Origin of the sequence: Extibacter sp. GGCC_0201 (genome assembly GCF_017566055.1) — a bacterium.
Classification (GTDB): domain Bacteria; phylum Bacillota; class Clostridia; order Lachnospirales; family Lachnospiraceae; genus Extibacter.
On record NZ_JABFCH010000039.1, the window covers coordinates 1 to 17342 of the forward strand.

Sequence of the window (17342 nt, forward strand, 5' to 3'; positions counted from 1 at the left end):
TGAGGTCTTAAAGGATTATTTACGGTCACTGTAACAAATGTTTGACAAACCTACAAATAATTCTTAACTATTATTAAATATGCAATGTGCCATCCGCTATGGGAGTCATGGAATCAATACTTGATTTCAATACAGTATTGTGATAGACTTTGCAAGTGACAAGACAGTTGTAATTACAATGAGGGCAAAATGGGAGATTACATATGGAAAGATTGAAAAAAGTACTGGACCGGATATTTATTGACGGCTTAAGCGCCATGGCTCAGGGGCTGTTTGCCACTTTGATCATCGGCACGATTATTCAGCAGATTGGTACGCTTGTCGGGGGGCCTGCGGGAGATATGATCTATGCGCTCGGCAAGGTGGCCGCATCATTGACCGGCGCGGGAATCGGTGCTGCTGTGGCATATCGATTCAAGGAGGGCCCGCTCGTGGTCGTATCTGCGGCCACGGCAGGTATGGTGGGAGCATTTGCAAGCAAGCTTCTGGCCGGAGCGGTGCTGGTCGACGGCGCTATGGTATACGCAGGGCCAGGTGAGCCGCTTGGGGCATTTATAGCCGCTTATGTAGGAATCTTATTTGGACATCTCGTATCTGGCAAGACAAAGGTAGATATATTGGTCACTCCTATCGTTGCGATAGGTACGGGTTCCGCCGTCGGCCTTGTGCTCGGACCGCCCATATCTGGGTTTATGGCTTGGCTTGGTTCCCTGATCAACTGGGGGACAGAACAGCAGCCGTTTCTGATGGGCATCGTGGTATCGGTGCTGATGGGTATGATACTCACACTGCCGATCAGCTCTGCGGCACTTGGAATCATACTGAACCTGTCGGGACTTGCTGCGGGGGCGGCTACGGTAGGCTGCTGCTGTAATATGGTAGGCTTTGCGGTCGCCAGCTACCGGGAGAACAAAATCGGCGGCCTGCTGGCACAGGGGATCGGGACATCTATGCTCCAGGTACCCAATATCGTACGCAGGCCGGTCATATGGCTGCCTGCAATCGCATCCAGCGCCATACTTGGGCCGGTAGGCACGATGGTATTGCATATGACAAGCAACGCCACCGGATCGGGCATGGGAACCGCGGGGCTTGTAGGACAGATAATGACATGGCAGACGATGATCCAGACGGAACCGGCATCCGTTGTCATGATTAAGATCCTGGTTATCCAGATTATCCTTCCGGCGGCAGTAACGCTGGCTGTCTCTGAATTCATGCGGAAAAAGCAATGGATTAGATTTGGAGACATGAAGCTGGATTTATAGAAGAGACATACGGCCGCGAGCCACTTAACGGTGGTTCGCGGCCGTATATTTATGTATATCCCGGTAGTACTGCCGTGTCTGCAGGCAGCCAGGTAAATAGTTCGAAACCGTGCTATACATTTGCCCCAACGGATATTATAATAGAAGTATCAGCTGTAATACAAACAGGAGAGAAGAGCGAGGGGGGGACCTATGACAGGTACGGGGAGAATTCACATTTACTATGGAAACGGCAAGGGCAAGACGACGGCGGCAATGGGTCAGGCTGTGCGGGCTGCCGGCTGTGGGCTTAAGGTGCTCGTGTTCCAGTTTCTGAAAAATAATGCTTCTAATGAAAGGAACATATTGGAGAAAATAGATAATATCACCTGTCTGCCGGGAAGAGAGCATGTGAAGTTCGTCAGCCAGATGAATGGAGATGAGAAGGCCGAACTGCGGCATTACAATACAAAGGCGCTGGATGAAATTGTGAAGTTCTGCAGCCCTTTTGATATGCTCGTGCTTGACGAGATATTGTGCGCGGTGCAGCTCGGCGTGCTGAGCGAAGAGAAGCTGATCCGTTTTCTGGAACATAAGCCGAGGGGGCTTGAGGTTGTCATGACAGGACATGAAATATCGGAACGTATGCTCGGGATGGCGGATTATGTGACAGAGATGCGTAAGGTCCGGCATCCATATGATGAGGGGAAGATGGCCCGGGAGGGTATCGAATATTAGCATACCATGCGCAGACTTTCTTAAATAACTGTGAAGTCTATGACAATATAAAGAGATTATGATATAATAACCGTGTACGAAAATAACTCTTCGCAAGTGAGAGGAGAGAAGTAGCATGACGGCAGCGATTAAAAACTACGAGGATGTTGACAGTTGGAAGACGATAATGTTTTTGTACACTTCAGCGTTAAAAGAAGTCGGAACTAAGCTGGAGATCCTAAATGATGAATTTCAGCATGTGCATCAGTATAACCCAATTGAACATATCAAGACGAGAGTGAAGACACCGGAGAGCATAGTTAAGAAGTTAAGAAGATATGGATATGAGACATCCATTGAGAATATGGTAAAGTATGTGAACGACATTGCAGGGGTCAGGCTGATCTGTTCCTTTACATCCGACATCTACAGGCTGGCAGAGATGATAGGGAACCAGAGTGACCTCAAGGTACTTTCTATCAAGGATTATATCAAGAATCCGAAGGAGAGCGGGTATAAAAGCTATCATATGCTTGTATCGGTTCCCATCTTTTTGTCAGACAGTGTCGTGGATACGAAAGTAGAGATACAGATACGGACGATTGCCATGGATTTCTGGGCAAGCCTGGAACATAAAATATATTATAAATTTGAAGGGAACGCGCCTGATTACATCAGCAGGGAACTGCGGGAATGTGCGGAGATGGTAACTACTCTTGACGAGAAGATGCTGTCACTGAACGAAGCGATACAGGCGTGTCTGGAAGAACAGGAAGAGTTTAATAAACGTACAAAGAATGATACCGGAAACAGCAGGAATAACAGCAGTATCATACAGGCCTGAGCTTTTGCTCAGGCTTTTTTTGTTATATTTTAGATTATTGTTGTAAATCACTAAAGCAAGTGCTAGAATGAGTCTTGATTATTTGAGAATTTACATACATATGCAGGAGGTCATGCCATGAGCGGTTTTAAGGAGAACAAGAAGGAATTACTGATACAGGCAGTCTATGCTGTCATGGGAAGCTTATTATTCGCATTGGGCGTGAACCTGATTATCGTTCCGCTCGGCCTGTACAACGGGGGATTTATGGGTGTCGCACAGCTGCTGCGTACATTTTTTGTAGAAGTCTGCCGGATTCCGATACCTTCAGGGATAGATATGTCGGGTATCATTTACTTTATCATCAACATTCCGCTGTTCTATATGGGCCTTCGCATACTGGGCAAGGAGTTTGCCGTGAAGACCTTGATAACAGTCACCATACAGAGTATATTCCTTGTCGTCGTACCTATTCCGGCGGCTCCCATCATTGAAGATTTCCTGACGTCATGTATCATCGGCGGACTGATAGCGGGAACGGGGACAGGACTTGTACTGCGTGGCAGGAGCTCCGGCGGCGGGCAGGATATCATCGGGCTCTGCTGTGCCAAGAAATATCCTAATTTCAGCGTGGGCAGAATTAACATCATCATGAATATACTTGTCTATGTAATCTGCCTGTTCATGTTCAATATAGAGATAGTAATCTATTCACTGATATATACGACGGTGCTGGCGATGGCGCTCGACCGGGTGCACATCCAGAATATCAACACAAGTGTGATGATATTTACGAAGAAGCTCGGAATATCCAAGGCAATCATAGAACAGACCGGGCGCGGCGTGACGAACTGGGACGGAGAAGGCGCGTACACGAACAAGACATCCTACATACTATTCGTGATGATATCAAAATATGAAGTCGGACAGATAAAAAGAATCGTACACGGCATAGATCCGAATGCATTCATGATATTTACAGAAGGATGTGCCGTCGAAGGGAATTTTGAGAAGAGGCTGTAAAAAGGGACACGTTGAACGCTTGTTGGGGACGGGGTTTTTTTGAAAAAACCCCGTCCCCAACGAATAATGAAAGGAGACAGATTATGGGGCAGATTACTTATCGCACGGCGAAGGAAAGTGATGCGGGAAAGATTGTGGCTTTCTACAATTATGTGGGAGGAGAGACGAGCTACCTGAGTTTTGAGAAGGATGAGTATCCGATGGACGTGGAAGCCCAGGCAGAGTCTATAAGAGGTCTGGAAGGGAACGAGACGAATATCATGCTCATGGCGATGGACGGGGAGGAGATTGCGGGGATAGCCACAATCAGTTCATCCCATAAGGTCAAGGCCCGACATGATGGGGGCCTTGGGATCGTAGTCGCGAAAAGATATCAGGGACAGGGAATCGGTACAGAATTGATACGCCGGCTCATCGAATGGGCAAAAGGAAACGGCATTACGAGAAGGATCAGCCTGGACACACGTGCGGACAACGTCAAGGCTGTAGAACTGTACATGAAGCTGGGATTTATCGTGGAAGGGTGCAGGCGCAACGCTACTATGCTGGATGGGAAATATTATGATATATATGTGATGGGAATGATGTTATAAGACGGTGACATGCGGCAGACTTGGTACTCAAGCCTGCCGCATGTTCTGCTTTGCTTACATTGCCAGCCCGCATTCCAGAGCCAGCGCCATATACCTGTCACAACTGCCAAGGCCGTATTCCGTCAGGTCCCGCTGCTGCCATTCCTCGCCGGAGAGGCTGTCAGCCCCGAAGAGGAACTGGACAAAGCGAACGCCTCTGTACCTGGCCGCCGCGAGCAGTGCGGAGTATTCCATATCGGTCCCTACACAGCCAAGCTCTCTGTAATTGCGGATGGCATCTGCCGTCTCCCGGTATATGGCGTCCGTCGTCCATATTTTCCCGCAGACATACGGATAACCGCACGTTTTCATACAGCTTTTCAAAAGTTCCGTATCACAGGAATCGGGCGCAATCTCCATGCCTGGCGGAAGATAATGGTAGCTCGTTCCCTCTTCTCTTATCGCTGCCGTCGGTATGATAAGACGGCCGTTCACCTTGCCATCATCAAGTACGCCGCAGCACCCGAAGTAGACGAACTTTCTTGCCCCAAGCGCTATCATCTCTTCAAGGCAGCAGACGGCGGCCGGCGCGCCGACAAGAGAGAGGAAGAAAGCAAATTCCCGGCCCCTGTGCGTAAGCTTGTATACAGGATTCGTACCGTTGGCGGTGTACATATCAGCTATTTTTTCTACATGGTCCAAAGCTGCAATCCTGTCTATAATCTGCTTAGAGAAGGTAGATATGCATATATCCGGGAAGCCTTCGACAGGACTGACAGAATCGGTCGGATTGATAAATGCGGGGGAAGATGTTCTGCTTTCAAAAAATACTGTTTTCATTTAATTTCACTCTCTTTCCGGCAATAATAACTGCCTGACCTGTCCGGTTATTCTTCGCGGGATATCTCTGCCGACAGGCATCAGCCTGCTGTACATCCGCACCCCCTGGTACGAAAAAACAATCAGGTCGAATACGGCCGCTGGTTCCACGGTTTTAAATTCCTTTGTACACATTCCATATTCTATGAGCTCCGTCCACATTTTCTTGGAATGCAGATACTGCTGCAGGATAGAATCGTCTCCCCGCGATATGTCCGGGCTGCTGAAGTATTCATATATAGCGACGCTCAAAGAGCTGCCGCTGTCTATCATCTCCTCCTCGTACCGGTTCAAGACATCGTCAAGTATCTCTGACGCACGTACATTGTTACGTATTTTCTCTGAAAACTCATCTTCCTGGTCTGCCAGCATGGCAGATACAATTGCAGAAAAGATCTGAGCAGTGTTTTCATAATGGCGGTAGAGCCCTCCGCGGCTCAGTTCTGTCCTCTTGCATATATCTTGCATCGTAACTTCTTTGAATCCTTTTTCAGCAAAAAGCTTATATGCCTCGGAGCAGATGAACTTCTTCGTCTTGTCTCCTTTTGTGCTCATGACTGCCTCCTTTTTTTGCGACGCATGTGTCTCTTTTGGATTATTATGCGACATTGATGTCGCTTTGTCAAGCGAAATACTGATATTAAGCTTGTTGAGTTTGGATTTTACTGATTTTACATAGATTTAACATTGAGCTGATTTCAGATTTTACATTCGTCCTTTATGATTGCACTTGTGAAGAAAACATAGCAAACAAACGATCTTAGTAAGAATTAAAGGAGAAAGAGATTATGAAGATGAAAAAGTTTATTGCAGTATTGGCAGTTGTCGGGATGGTTGCAGGACTTGCGGCTGGATGTGGCAGTAATGATGAAAAAACAGATTCAAATAATGATTCAGATAATAATACAGAAGCGGCTTCCGACTGGGATGCATCCGGAGATATTACAATCGTATCAAGAGAAGACGGCTCCGGTACGCGAGGAGCATTCATCGAACTCTTCGGGATTGAAGAGGAAAAAGACGGTGAAAAGGTAGATATGACGACGGAGGAGGCCCAGATAACAAACAGTACGTCCGTCATGCTCACAACAGTAGCAGGAGATGACTATGCAATCGGCTACGTATCACTCGGCTCACTTGACGACAGTGTGAAAGCACTCAAAATCGACGGCGCAGAAGCGACAGCCGAAAATGTTAAGAGCGGAGAGTATAAAGTATCCAGACCATTTAACATAGCGACAAAAGAAGACCTTGACAACGAAGTGGCAGCAGATTTCATCAACTTCATCTTGAGTGAAGAGGGGCAGAAGGTCGTGGAAGACAACGGATATATTGCGACAGATGATGTGAAACCGTATGAAGGGACCTCTCCGAACGGAAAAGCGGTCGTAGGCGGCTCATCCTCTATATCACCGGTGATGGAGAAGCTGATTGAGGCGTACAAAGCAGTCAATGCAAATGCGGAGATTGAACTGCAGACGACAGATTCTACCACAGGCATGACATCAGCGGTAGACGGAAGCTACGATATCGGTATGGCATCAAGGGAGCTGAAGGATACGGAGACCTCAAAAGGCCTGAAAGCCCAGGTTATCGCGACAGATGGTATTGCAGTCATCGCCAACAACAACAGCGCAGTGGATGAGCTGAGCAGCGAACAGGTGAAAACAATCTACACGGGCGAAGCGCTTACATGGGATGAGGTAATTGAATAGATGAAAGCAAAGGCATGGAAAGAAAATTTCATGCGGGGAGTGTTCTTCATTGCCGCCTGCGCCTCGGTGCTGGCGGTAGCTCTCATTTGCATCTTTCTGTTTGCAAATGGCGTCCCTGCAATGAAGGAAATCGGGTTTATGAAATTTCTGTCAGGCGAGATGTGGCGGCCGAAGAACAGCATTTACGGAATATTCCCTATGATCATCGGAAGCCTTTATGTCACCGCCGGGGCCATATTGTTCGGCGTCCCTATCGGGATACTGACATCGGTGTTCATGGCGAAATACTGCCCGAAAAGAATCTATAAGCCTCTCAAGTCTGCCACAGAGCTGCTGGCGGGAATACCGTCCGTCGTATATGGCTTTTTCGGGCTCGTCGTCCTCGTGCCATGGATACGGGAACTGGGGAGGACGCTGAAGGACATGGGGCTCATTTCCTCGAGCGGAAATGGAAACAGCATACTGACGGCATCGCTGCTGCTCGGCATGATGATACTCCCGACGGTTATCGGGGTGACGGAATCAGCCATCAGGGCTGTGCCGGACCATTACTACGAGGGCGCGGTGGCACTTGGAGCCACGCATGAGCGTGCAATCTTCCGGGTCATCCTGCCGGCTGCCAAGTCCGGTGTCGTCGCCGGCGTTGTGCTCGGTGTCGGGCGTGCGATCGGTGAGACGATGGCGGTCATCATGGTTGCAGGCAACCAGGCCAGGATGCCGTCCGGCATCTTCCGGGGAATACGCACGCTGACGGCCAATATCGTCCTTGAGATGGGATATGCAGCAGATCTCCACAGGGAGGCGCTCATCGCGACCGGTGTGGTTCTGTTCGTATTTATCCTGCTCATCAATTTCTGCGTAGCACTACTGAACAGGAGGTCCAGCCATGAGTAGCAATCAGGTCACATTCAAGCAGAAGCTTAAAGCATACAGAAGAACGCCGGGCTCCTTCCTCGTCATGCTGCTTGTCATGCTTTCCGCCATACTGACATTCACGGTGCTGATATTTTTGATCGCCTATATATTGATACGGGGCGTCCCCTATATTACACCGTCATTATTCTCATTCACATATACTTCCGAAAATGCGTCCCTGATGCCGGCACTTATCAATACCGTCATCATGACGCTGCTGTCGCTGCTCATCGCAGTTCCGTTCGGAATCTTTTCGGCCATCTTCCTTGTGGAATATGCGGGCCGGGGCAACCGTTTCGTGGGAATCATCCGGCTGACGACAGAGACATTGTCCGGAATACCGTCCATCGTCTATGGACTGTTCGGAATGCTCTTTTTCGTGACGACATGCGGGTGGGGCTTTTCCCTGCTTGCAGGCGCATTCACGCTCGCGATCATGATACTGCCCCTGATTATGCGTACGACGGAAGAGGCGCTGAAGTCTGTCCCCGACTCTTTCAGGGAGGGAAGCTTCGGGCTTGGGGCAGGGAAGCTGCGGACCGTATTCCGTATCGTGCTGCCGTCCGCGGTGCCCGGCATACTCGCGGGTGTTATCCTGGCGGTAGGGCGTATCGTCGGAGAGACGGCGGCCCTTATATACACGGCCGGGTCCGTGGCTGACGTGCCGTCCAGCGTGATGGGATCAGGAAGGACGCTGGCGGTGCACATGTATAACCTTGCAAGCGAAGGCCTGTACATGAACCAGGCATACGCGACCGCGGTGATACTGCTCGTGCTCGTAGTGGGTATCAATACATTGTCAAGCATAGTGGCAAAAAGACTGACAAAAGCGTAAATTTTGAAAGGGGTCAGACCCCTGTGTGCACAGGGGTCTGACCCCCTTCAAAAAAGAAAGGAATTGTATATAAAAATGGAAAAATTAAGTATTAAGAATCTGGAGCTGTTCTATGATGATTTCCATGCGCTCAAAGATGTGAACCTGGAAATTGAGAAGAACAAGATTACCGCGTTTATCGGTCCGTCCGGCTGTGGCAAGTCTACGCTTCTGAAGTCCATTAACAGGATGAACGATCTTGTCGAGGGCTGCCGTATCGAGGGAGACATCTTCCTGGACGGAGAGAATATTTTTAATGGCATGGATGTGAATCTGCTCAGAAAACGGGTCGGGATGGTGTTCCAGAAGCCGAATCCGTTTCCAATGAGCATATATGACAACATCGCGTTCGGTCCGAGGACACATGGCATCCGGTCAAAGGCGAAGCTGGATGATATTGTGGAGAAGTCGCTGCGCGACGCAGCCATCTGGGAGGAATGCAAAGACAGGCTGAAAAAGAGTGCTCTCGGCATGTCCGGAGGGCAGCAGCAGCGTCTGTGCATCGCGCGGGCACTGGCGGTACAGCCGGAAGTGCTGCTGATGGATGAGCCGACTTCCGCACTTGATCCGATTTCCACATCCAAGATAGAGGACCTTGCGACGGAACTGAAAAAAGATTATACTATTGTCATGGTAACGCACAATATGCAGCAGGCTGTCCGTGTATCTGACAATACTGCGTTTTTCCTGCTCGGAGAAGTGATTGAATACAACGATACGGAGAAGCTCTTCTCCATACCGTCAGATAAACGCACAGAAGACTATATAACAGGGAGGTTCGGATAGAATGCGAAATAAATTTGATATGCAGCTGGATATGTTAAAGGAACAGCTGACCCATATAGGAGAATTGTGCGAGATAGCAATCAACAGGGCGACAGCAGCGCTTCAGGAAGGGAGCACCTCAAAAGCCAGAGATGTCATCCGGGCAGATGAAGAGATTGACCAGATGGAAAAAGACATAGAAAGGCTCTGCCTGAAACTCCTGCTTCAGCAACAGCCGGTGGCCAAGGATCTGAGGCAGATATCGGCAGCACTGAAGATGATTACAGACATGGAACGTATCGGCGACCAGGCATCGGACATCGCGGAGATAATTATCTCTGAGAAAATGTCGGAAGCCACCGAGATTCCGAAGATCGGGCAGATGTCGGAAGCCGCCGCGAGGATGGTAAGAGACAGCGTATCCGCCTATGTGGAAAAGGATCTGGAACTGTCCCGCAAGGTGATGGAGTCCGATGATGAAGTAGACATGATGTTTGTAGAGAATAAGCAGGAACTGATAGACTTCATAGCCGAAAATAAAGGGGACAAGGGCAAGAGGGCGATAGACCTGATTATGGTGGCGAAGTACCTGGAGCGAATCGCAGACCATGCGACCAACATCGCCGAGTGGGTGGAATTTTCCATCACGGGCATCCACAAAGAGAGCAAGATATAAGAGGCCAAAGGAGTATCAAGATGATATTTTGTGTAGAAGATGACAGCAACATTCGTGAGCTGGTAGTATATACGCTGGAAAGTACGGGCATGAAGGCCCGCGGTTTTGAAGATGGAAGAGAATTTCTGGAGGCTCTGGCGCTTGAGACGCCGGAGCTTGTTCTGCTTGATATCATGCTGCCCGGTGAAGATGGGATGGAACTGCTTAAAAGGCTGAAATCCTCTGTAAAGACGAGGGAGATTCCCGTCATCATGGTAACGGCCAAGGGGGCGGAATACGACAAGGTGATGGGGCTTGACGCGGGTGCCGACGATTACGTTACAAAGCCGTTCGGTATGATGGAGCTCGTGTCAAGAGTCAAGGCAGTTCTGAGAAGGACAGCAAAATATGACTACAAAAGAGAAGACAAGATTGCCCTCGGCAATATCGAGATAGACATCAAGAAGCATGAAGTGCGTTCAGACGGCAAAGCGGTAAATCTCACCCTGAAAGAATATGAACTGCTGAAGCGGCTGATGCGGAACCCGAATATCGTGCTGACGAGAGACCAGCTGCTGGAAGACATATGGGGTTATGATTTCGACGGTGAGACACGCACTGTGGATGTGCATGTGAGGACACTGCGCCAGAAGCTCGGAACTTGCGGCGCGCTGATAGAGACCGTGCGGGGGGTGGGATACCGGATGTGTGAACAGGAGAAGGGCGCATGAGAAGACGAATACAGAAGAGCATGATACTGGTGATATTCACAACGCTGCTCATATCCTATGCGGTGATGACCGCGGTCGTATACCGGCAGACGGTAACCCTGCTTGAGGATGAGACGAGACAGGAAGCAGATTATATACGGGCTGCGGTCAAGACTGCCGGCACGGCGTATCTCGAAGAGATGGACGCCGTCAGAAAGAATACGCGCGTGACCCTCATAGACAGCGACGGCCATGTGCTCTACGATTCCAAAGAAGATGAATATACGCTTGAGAACCATAAGGACAGACCGGAGGTAAAGGAAGCCCTTCGTGAAGGAAGCGGGCAGGATATCCGGCAGTCAGATACGCTTGGCAAGGAAATGTTCTACTATGCCATTCAGATGCCGGACGGCACGGTGCTCAGAGTATCCAAGACGATAGACAATGCATTCCGGATGGCAGTCCAGGTCCTGCCGGTCATGGGAGGTCTTGCGGCGGTCATGCTGCTCTTTGCGTGGGGGCTGTCCAAATGGCAGGTGTACAGGCTGATCCGCCCGGTGAACGAGCTGAATCTGGAACACCCGCTGGATAATGATGTGTATGAGGAGCTGAGACCGTTGCTTGAAAGCATAGACAGACAGAACAAAGAAAAAGATGCCGTTGCCAATATGCGCAAAGAGTTTTCGGCAAATGTGTCCCATGAGCTAAAGACACCACTGACATCCATATCCGGCTATGCCGAGATTATGAAAAACGGACTCGTAAAGCCGGAAGACATCGCAGTCTTTTCAGAACGAATCTATAATGAGGCGAGCAGGCTTATCACGCTTGTGGAAGATATCATCAAGCTGTCCAGGCTGGATGAAGGCAAAGTAGAGATGGAGAAGGAAGAAGTCAACCTGTATGAGCTCACTAGGGAGATCTGCAGCAGGCTTTCTCCCCAGGCTTCGGCCCGGAACGTCCATATAGAAGTTACCGGCGAGCCGGTCATCTTCAGAGGCATCCGCCAGATACTCGACGAAATGATTTACAACATATGTGAGAATGCTGTAAAATATAACCGGAAGGGCGGTTCCGTATCCGTGTGGGTCGGCAGCACGCTCAAAGGTAAGAAAGTCATAGTGACGGATACCGGAATCGGCATACCAAAAGAGGAGCAGGAACGTATCTTTGAACGGTTCTACAGAGTGGACAAAAGCCATTCCAAAGAAAGCGGAGGCACAGGTCTCGGACTTTCTATCGTAAAGCATGGCGCGTTGATACATGAGGCGGGCATCCGTGTTGAGAGCGAGCCGGGAAAAGGGACCCGGATGGAGCTGACATTTTAAGCGTCCCGGTTCATCCCTGCTTATAGGAAGGAGTATTGCTTATGGGTAACATATTACTGCTGGAAGATGATGAGAGCCTGAGCAGGGGCATCAGCTTAAAGCTTCAGAAAGAGGGATATCATGTGCTGTGCGCTTCCGGGGCAGGGGAAGCGCACAAGCTGTTTGCAGGAAATGAGATAGATCTCATCATCAGCGATATTACACTGGAGGATGGAAACGGCCTTGACTTCTGCCGCGAGATACGCAGAGTCAGCGATGTATTCATTCTCTTTCTTACTGCGCTGGACCAGGAGGTGGATATTGTGAACGGATATGATACGGGTGCGGATGACTATATCACCAAGCCCTTCAGCCTGATGGTGCTTATCTCAAAAGTCCAGGCTTTTATGCGCAGGAAGGAGCGCACAGATACCGAGCGGACCGTATTGACAGCCGGCGGCGTCACTTTAGACTGTAAGGAGATGAAGGTGTATGTCGAGGGCCGGGAGGCTTCTCTGAGCAAAAAGGAGATGCAGCTTCTGGCACATTTCCTGGAGCATCCGAAGCAGATCATCTCAAAAGAACAGCTGCTGGAGGCTGTCTGGGATGTGGACGGGCAGTTTGTAGACGACAATACGGTGCCGGTCAACATAAGCAGGTTGAAAAAGAAGCTTGCCGGAGACGGCCAAGACGACTATATCAAAAATATAAGGGGAATCGGATACCTATGGACGACAGACGTATTGAAAAAATAATGGGGCGAAGAGAGAGAGGATATATCTGGCTGGAAAGGGAACTTCGCCTCAACATGCTGTTATCAACGCTGCTCCTGTTGGCGTTCTTTACATTGATGTATATATTAAGCCCCCAGATCCGCTACTTCTGGAAGTTCCTTACAGGAGCCGTCGTTGCGAATGGAATATGGCAATATATGAAATACAGAAAAGAATACCTGAATTATCTCCATATAGCCGGTTATCTGGAACAATTTGAAGAAGGGAATTATGAGTACCGCACAGAGACGGATTACATGAGAACAGGAATCCATTCCCAGATTACAGAGCAGCTGGAACGGCTGGGCAATGCGTTCGGCAGGCTGAAATCCGGCCTGGTAGAGGAAAAGGAAAATACGAAGGCGCTCGTGACAGATATCTCTCATCAGCTGAAGACACCGGTTGCAGCGCTTTCCATGTGCTTCGAGCTGCTGGAGGACTCTGACGTTACAGACGAGGAGCGTGCGGAGTTCGCATCAAGAGGCTCCAGAGAGATTAAGAAGCTCAAATATCTGACCGGAACGCTTACCAACCTCTCCAGAATGGAGGCTGGCATGATACAGATACATCCGGAACAGGCAAGCCTCAAAGAGACGCTCGTGCGTGCGGTGAACGGCGTGTATCTGAAAGCAAATATGAAAGATATCGAGATAGAAATGGAAGACTTTGAAGACATGCAGCTTCCCCACGATACGAAATGGACAGCAGAAGCATTTGCCAATGTACTGGACAACGCGGTGAAGTATTCACCGGACAGAACGATGGTCCGAATCAGGGTGTCTCCTCAGTTGTCCTATGTATTCGTAGAGATAGAAGATGAAGGTATCGGCATTCCAAAGGAAGAGTACCAGAATATCTTCAAGAGGTTCTACCGTGGCAGCAGGCCTGAGGTGGAGTCGTGCGAAGGGGCTGGGGTGGGCCTGTATCTTGTAAGGCAGATTCTGGAAGAACAGGGAGGAAGCATAAGGGTCGTTGCAGGGAAGACATGCGGGACCATCTTCCAGATGATGCTGCCTAAGAAGACGTACCGCCAAGAATAACAAAACTGTTATGTTCACTGAAAGGTTCTCGTAAGATTCCTGTATTATGATATGTAGAGAACAGATAGCGCAGAAGCTGGCTGACATGATTGATAAGGCAGGAAGGAGTTATATGATGAGAGCAATATTAGAGACAGAAGACCTGGTAAAGTATTATGGAGAAGGTGAGAATACGGTCAGGGCAATCGACCATACGAACCTGAGCGTGCAGGGAGGAGAATTCACGGCCATCGTAGGACGGTCCGGTTCCGGCAAGAGTACGCTTCTGCATATGCTTGGCGGTCTGGACCGCCCGGATTCCGGAAAAGTATATATCGAAGGCAGGGATATCTTTGCATTGAAGGATGAGCGTCTTGCCGTGTTCAGAAGAAGAAAAATCGGGTTCATATTCCAGGACTATAATCTGATTCCGGCCCTGAACGTGTGGGAGAATATCGTGCTCCCCATCGGTCTTGACGGCAAGAAAGTGAACCAGGATTTCGTGATGGATATCGTAAGGAGCATAGGGATGGAAGATAAGCTCCATTCGCTTCCGAACACGTTGTCGGGAGGGCAGAAGCAGCGAGTCGCCATTGCTCGTGCGCTGGCTTCGAAGCCAGCCATCATCCTCGCGGACGAACCTACGGGGAACCTGGACTCCAAGACAGAGATGGAAGTTATAACCATCCTGAAAAACTGTGTAAATAAATACGGACAGACTCTTGTCATGATAACCCATGATGAGACGATTGCCCAGATGGCGGACCGGGTAATCATTATCGCTGACGGCAAGGTGGTGAAGTAGATGAACATTATTACGAAGACAGCACTTGCCAATCTAAAGAGCAACCGGAGCAGGAACATACTGATTGGCGTAGCGATAGCACTGACCGCTATGCTGCTCACTACCGTACCGACTGTCGTGTTCAGCACGATTGACCTCCGGTTTGCAGCTGTGGATAATGTATATCCGACATTTCACGGCATGTTCCGTAATGTAGACGAGAGGTCGGCAGATAAGATGCTTGATGACTCACGGCTTTCCGATACCGGGCTGAGGGAAGACGCCGCATATATGATATGCGACGGTGTAGATGCCAATATTTCCATGATATACTGTGACGAAAATACGGTTAAGCTGAACCGGCTGGAACTGAAAGAAGGGAAGATGCCGGCAAAGGCGGATGAGATAGTCGTGTCCGAAGGACTTTTAAAAGCCATGGGACTTACAGGAGGAATCGGGGACAAGATTACCGTTCCGTTCCAGCCAGTCACAGCCGGAGGGCTTGGCCAGGCGGTGGAAAAGGAATTTACGATTACAGGAATGACCGAGGATTCGAAGGAATCAGAGGAAAAGCATATCTATTCCTCGTTTGTGTCTCGGGCATTTGCAGAAGATATCATCTCCGAAGGAGAGCATGAGTACAGGGTATACTTCTCCATAGCGGATGCAAAAGGAAAGACGACGGATGTCATAAAAGACAGCATGGAGGTAGTAGGAAAGAGCTATGGTATCGGTAAAGAAGATATCGTCGACAATTCGGAATATTTGATGGCCAACTATATAGATCCCGCTATGTACGGGGGTATGATCATCCTGATGGCGGTCATCGTTCTGGCCGGCATACTTACAATATACAGCATCTACTATGTATCTATGATGAACAAGGTGCAGGAGTACGGCAAACTAAAGGCGATAGGCTCCACAAAAAAGCAGATCAGGCAGCTCGTGTTCCGCGAGGGATTTACGGTAGCAGCTTTAGCGATACCTGTGGGACTGATTCTCGGGCTGGGGACGGGTATGCTTCTTGTGTATGGTATGGTCAGGTCAGGACTTGCGTCTGAAAATGAGATGGCGAATGAGATGAAACGTGTGATGGCGGCCGGGGATATCTCGCTTATCAAGCCATGGATACTGCTTCTGGCCGCCGCCGTCGCATTTGTCTCCGTCTATATCTCTCTGCTTCTTCCGATGCGGAAGGCAGCCAAGATATCTGCCATCGAGGCAATCCGTTTCCAGGGGACAGATAAGAAGAATAAGAAAAAGTGCCGGAAAGGCTATGCAGAGCTGAATATCCGAAAGCTTACATCCTCCAATCTGGGCAGAAACAAGAGACGTACGACCGCTACCATCGTCACGCTCGGCATAACCGGAGTCCTGTTCGTAGTCGTTGCGACGATATTAAGCTGTATGAACCCGAAGACGATGACCATGGACTCCATCCGCGGAGATGTGGAGATTACGCTTGACAGTGAGAGCGGCAATGAGATGCACCCGGAGCGGGAACTGCATAATATACAGAAAAATAATCCACTTACCGAAGAGCTGAAAGAACAGATTGAAACATTGGATGGAGTGGAAAAGGTAGAAACTTATACAGGCGTAAGCGCAAGTATGGAAGAACTCCAGGAAGATGACGGAAGTCCCCTTGTGACAGGTCTGGGCGGACTGAGCGAACCAGCAATGAAAGAATTAGAACGCTATGTAACAGACGGCTCTCTGGATGACGAAAGCCTGACGGACGGCACGGGTATCATCCTGAGCGGGGCATATATAACAGCGTATCCGGGTGCCGATTGGAAGACGGGCGATAAGGTACACCTTAACATAGAAGACGGCGACGATATCATTAAAAAAGAATATAAGATAGCGGCCATCGTGGATGCACCAAACGGCCTGGCCGGGAGCGGCTTTACATTGCCGTCGTCCGTGTTGCAGGACCTTTGTAAAAATAACGTGACAGATGACTTCATCATATTTACAGAAAAAGGCAAGGCAGACGCGGTGACGAAGGAGATAAGAGCGATTGTAGAAAGCCAGGAATTCCTTGCGATGAACACGTGGAAGGATGCATATGAACTGTCAGAAAAGAGCATCGGCTATATGCTGTACGGCTGCTACGGCCTGCTGTTCGTATTCGGCCTTGTCGGCATACTGAATCTTGTCAATACGATGATCAACAGCGTCTATATAAGACGCCGGGAGCTTGGAGTCCTCCAGGCAATCGGACTGTCCGGAAAGCAGACAGTGCGTATGCTGCAGCTGGAAGGGCTGTTCTACACGGCAGGTACGCTGCTGTTATCCGTCGGAGCCGGCAGCATCGCAGGATACGGCTGCTTCCTCTGGGCCAAAGCAGAGAGCATCATGTCCATCAGGACATATGAATATCCGACCGTGCCGGTCATCATCCTGGCAGTCATCATCCTTGTGGTCCAGGTATTGATAACCTATATGGTAAACAACAGCTTCAAGAAACAAAGCCTTATAGACCGTATCAGATTTGCGGAGTAACTGGGGGTTTAGTGAAGTGGACGCCGCTGGGGAGGTATGGGGCAGATGCTCCGATG

General features: G+C 49.4%; 18 protein-coding genes. 16 read left to right on the forward strand and 2 right to left on the reverse strand.

The window, feature by feature from the left end:
* The first annotated feature begins 203 nt into the window (after positions 1 to 203).
* From HJV72_RS17975 to HJV72_RS17995, 5 genes are all read left to right on the forward strand, one after another.
* Entirely contained in the window at positions 204 to 1268 is a 1065-nt protein-coding gene (locus tag HJV72_RS17975; protein ID WP_208073084.1) for a PTS transporter subunit IIC, read from the forward strand.
* 192 nt (positions 1269 to 1460) lie between these two features.
* A complete protein-coding gene (locus HJV72_RS17980; RefSeq protein ID WP_208073086.1) occupies positions 1461 to 1985 on the forward strand; it encodes a cob(I)yrinic acid a,c-diamide adenosyltransferase in 525 nt (174 codons plus the stop codon).
* Positions 1986 to 2100: 115 nt separating this feature from the next.
* Positions 2101 to 2808 carry a GTP pyrophosphokinase gene (locus HJV72_RS17985; protein ID WP_208073088.1) on the forward strand — a complete coding sequence of 236 codons (708 nt, stop codon included), beginning with the start codon at positions 2101 to 2103 and terminating at the stop codon, positions 2806 to 2808.
* 117 nt (positions 2809 to 2925) lie between these two features.
* Positions 2926 to 3810, forward strand: a complete 885-nt coding sequence (locus HJV72_RS17990; protein ID WP_208073090.1) for a YitT family protein — start codon at positions 2926 to 2928, stop codon at positions 3808 to 3810.
* Positions 3811 to 3893: 83 nt separating this feature from the next.
* Positions 3894 to 4403 carry a GNAT family N-acetyltransferase gene (locus tag HJV72_RS17995; protein WP_208073092.1) on the forward strand — a complete coding sequence of 170 codons (510 nt, stop codon included), beginning with the start codon at positions 3894 to 3896 and terminating at the stop codon, positions 4401 to 4403.
* 54 nt (positions 4404 to 4457) lie between these two features.
* Here HJV72_RS17995 and HJV72_RS18000 read toward each other — a convergent pair whose 3' ends face one another.
* Positions 4458 to 5222: a nucleoside phosphorylase gene (locus tag HJV72_RS18000; RefSeq protein WP_208073094.1), complete on the reverse strand. Its 765-nt coding sequence runs from the start codon at positions 5220 to 5222 to the stop codon at positions 4458 to 4460.
* 6 nt (positions 5223 to 5228) lie between these two features.
* Positions 5229 to 5816 (reverse strand): TetR/AcrR family transcriptional regulator, encoded by a 588-nt coding sequence (locus tag HJV72_RS18005; RefSeq protein ID WP_208073096.1) that lies wholly within the window; start codon positions 5814 to 5816, stop codon positions 5229 to 5231.
* 233 nt (positions 5817 to 6049) lie between these two features.
* Here HJV72_RS18005 and HJV72_RS18010 point away from each other — a divergent pair, with 233 nt between their 5' ends.
* The 11 genes from HJV72_RS18010 (at position 6050) to HJV72_RS18060 (ending at position 17286) form a co-directional block, all read left to right on the forward strand.
* On the forward strand, positions 6050 to 6976 hold the full coding sequence (locus HJV72_RS18010; protein WP_208073098.1) for a substrate-binding domain-containing protein: 927 nt from the start codon (positions 6050 to 6052) through the stop codon (positions 6974 to 6976).
* Positions 6977 to 7870 carry a phosphate ABC transporter permease subunit PstC gene (gene pstC, locus HJV72_RS18015; protein ID WP_117771961.1) on the forward strand — a complete coding sequence of 298 codons (894 nt, stop codon included), beginning with the start codon at positions 6977 to 6979 and terminating at the stop codon, positions 7868 to 7870.
* Complete coding sequence (gene pstA / locus HJV72_RS18020) at positions 7863 to 8726, forward strand: phosphate ABC transporter permease PstA (protein WP_208073100.1); 864 nt, start codon at positions 7863 to 7865, stop codon at positions 8724 to 8726. The genes pstC and pstA overlap by 8 nt, the downstream gene beginning before the upstream one ends.
* A 75-nt stretch (positions 8727 to 8801) precedes the next feature.
* The gene (gene pstB, locus HJV72_RS18025; RefSeq protein WP_208073102.1) at positions 8802 to 9551 is read left to right on the forward strand and encodes a phosphate ABC transporter ATP-binding protein PstB; all 750 of its coding nucleotides are present in this window, start codon (positions 8802 to 8804) and stop codon (positions 9549 to 9551) included.
* Between the two features lies 1 nt (position 9552).
* Positions 9553 to 10206: a phosphate signaling complex protein PhoU gene (gene phoU / locus HJV72_RS18030; RefSeq protein ID WP_208073104.1), complete on the forward strand. Its 654-nt coding sequence runs from the start codon at positions 9553 to 9555 to the stop codon at positions 10204 to 10206.
* Between the two features lie 20 nt (positions 10207 to 10226).
* The gene (locus HJV72_RS18035; protein ID WP_208073106.1) at positions 10227 to 10916 is read left to right on the forward strand and encodes a winged helix-turn-helix domain-containing protein; all 690 of its coding nucleotides are present in this window, start codon (positions 10227 to 10229) and stop codon (positions 10914 to 10916) included.
* A complete protein-coding gene (locus tag HJV72_RS18040; protein WP_208073109.1) occupies positions 10913 to 12223 on the forward strand; it encodes a sensor histidine kinase in 1311 nt (436 codons plus the stop codon). Before HJV72_RS18035 ends, HJV72_RS18040 begins: the two co-directional genes overlap by 4 nt.
* Before the next feature lie 41 nt (positions 12224 to 12264).
* On the forward strand, positions 12265 to 12957 hold the full coding sequence (locus HJV72_RS18045) for a response regulator transcription factor (protein ID WP_208073111.1): 693 nt from the start codon (positions 12265 to 12267) through the stop codon (positions 12955 to 12957).
* Positions 12930 to 14015, forward strand: coding sequence for a sensor histidine kinase (locus HJV72_RS18050; RefSeq protein ID WP_243765698.1), 1086 nt, complete (start codon positions 12930 to 12932; stop codon positions 14013 to 14015). The genes HJV72_RS18045 and HJV72_RS18050 overlap by 28 nt, the downstream gene beginning before the upstream one ends.
* A gap of 115 nt (positions 14016 to 14130) precedes the next feature.
* A complete protein-coding gene (locus HJV72_RS18055) occupies positions 14131 to 14799 on the forward strand; it encodes an ABC transporter ATP-binding protein (RefSeq protein WP_208073117.1) in 669 nt (222 codons plus the stop codon).
* The gene (locus tag HJV72_RS18060; protein ID WP_208073113.1) at positions 14800 to 17286 is read left to right on the forward strand and encodes an ABC transporter permease; all 2487 of its coding nucleotides are present in this window, start codon (positions 14800 to 14802) and stop codon (positions 17284 to 17286) included.
* Positions 17287 to 17342: the final 56 nt, after the last annotated feature.

Excerpts from the sequence above, each read along its gene's own strand:
- HJV72_RS18010 (WP_208073098.1), top strand. The coding sequence starts at position 6,050 with ATGAAGATGAAAAAGTTTATTGCAGTATTGGCAGTTGTCGGGATGGTT.
- pstB (WP_208073102.1), top strand. The coding sequence starts at position 8,802 with ATGGAAAAATTAAGTATTAAGAATCTGGAGCTGTTCTATGATGATTTC.
- HJV72_RS18060 (WP_208073113.1), top strand. The coding sequence starts at position 14,800 with ATGAACATTATTACGAAGACAGCACTTGCCAATCTAAAGAGCAACCGG.
- phoU (WP_208073104.1), top strand. The coding sequence starts at position 9,553 with ATGCGAAATAAATTTGATATGCAGCTGGATATGTTAAAGGAACAGCTG.
- HJV72_RS18035 (WP_208073106.1), top strand. The coding sequence starts at position 10,227 with ATGATATTTTGTGTAGAAGATGACAGCAACATTCGTGAGCTGGTAGTA.
- HJV72_RS18000 (WP_208073094.1), bottom strand. The coding sequence starts at position 5,222 with ATGAAAACAGTATTTTTTGAAAGCAGAACATCTTCCCCCGCATTTATC.
- HJV72_RS18005 (WP_208073096.1), bottom strand. The coding sequence starts at position 5,816 with ATGAGCACAAAAGGAGACAAGACGAAGAAGTTCATCTGCTCCGAGGCA.
- HJV72_RS17995 (WP_208073092.1), top strand. The coding sequence starts at position 3,894 with ATGGGGCAGATTACTTATCGCACGGCGAAGGAAAGTGATGCGGGAAAG.
- HJV72_RS18050 (WP_243765698.1), top strand. The coding sequence starts at position 12,930 with ATGGACGACAGACGTATTGAAAAAATAATGGGGCGAAGAGAGAGAGGA.
- HJV72_RS18055 (WP_208073117.1), top strand. The coding sequence starts at position 14,131 with ATGAGAGCAATATTAGAGACAGAAGACCTGGTAAAGTATTATGGAGAA.
- HJV72_RS18040 (WP_208073109.1), top strand. The coding sequence starts at position 10,913 with ATGAGAAGACGAATACAGAAGAGCATGATACTGGTGATATTCACAACG.
- HJV72_RS17985 (WP_208073088.1), top strand. The coding sequence starts at position 2,101 with ATGACGGCAGCGATTAAAAACTACGAGGATGTTGACAGTTGGAAGACG.
- pstC (WP_117771961.1), top strand. The coding sequence starts at position 6,977 with ATGAAAGCAAAGGCATGGAAAGAAAATTTCATGCGGGGAGTGTTCTTC.
- pstA (WP_208073100.1), top strand. The coding sequence starts at position 7,863 with ATGAGTAGCAATCAGGTCACATTCAAGCAGAAGCTTAAAGCATACAGA.
- HJV72_RS18045 (WP_208073111.1), top strand. The coding sequence starts at position 12,265 with ATGGGTAACATATTACTGCTGGAAGATGATGAGAGCCTGAGCAGGGGC.
- HJV72_RS17990 (WP_208073090.1), top strand. The coding sequence starts at position 2,926 with ATGAGCGGTTTTAAGGAGAACAAGAAGGAATTACTGATACAGGCAGTC.
- HJV72_RS17975 (WP_208073084.1), top strand. The coding sequence starts at position 204 with ATGGAAAGATTGAAAAAAGTACTGGACCGGATATTTATTGACGGCTTA.
- HJV72_RS17980 (WP_208073086.1), top strand. The coding sequence starts at position 1,461 with ATGACAGGTACGGGGAGAATTCACATTTACTATGGAAACGGCAAGGGC.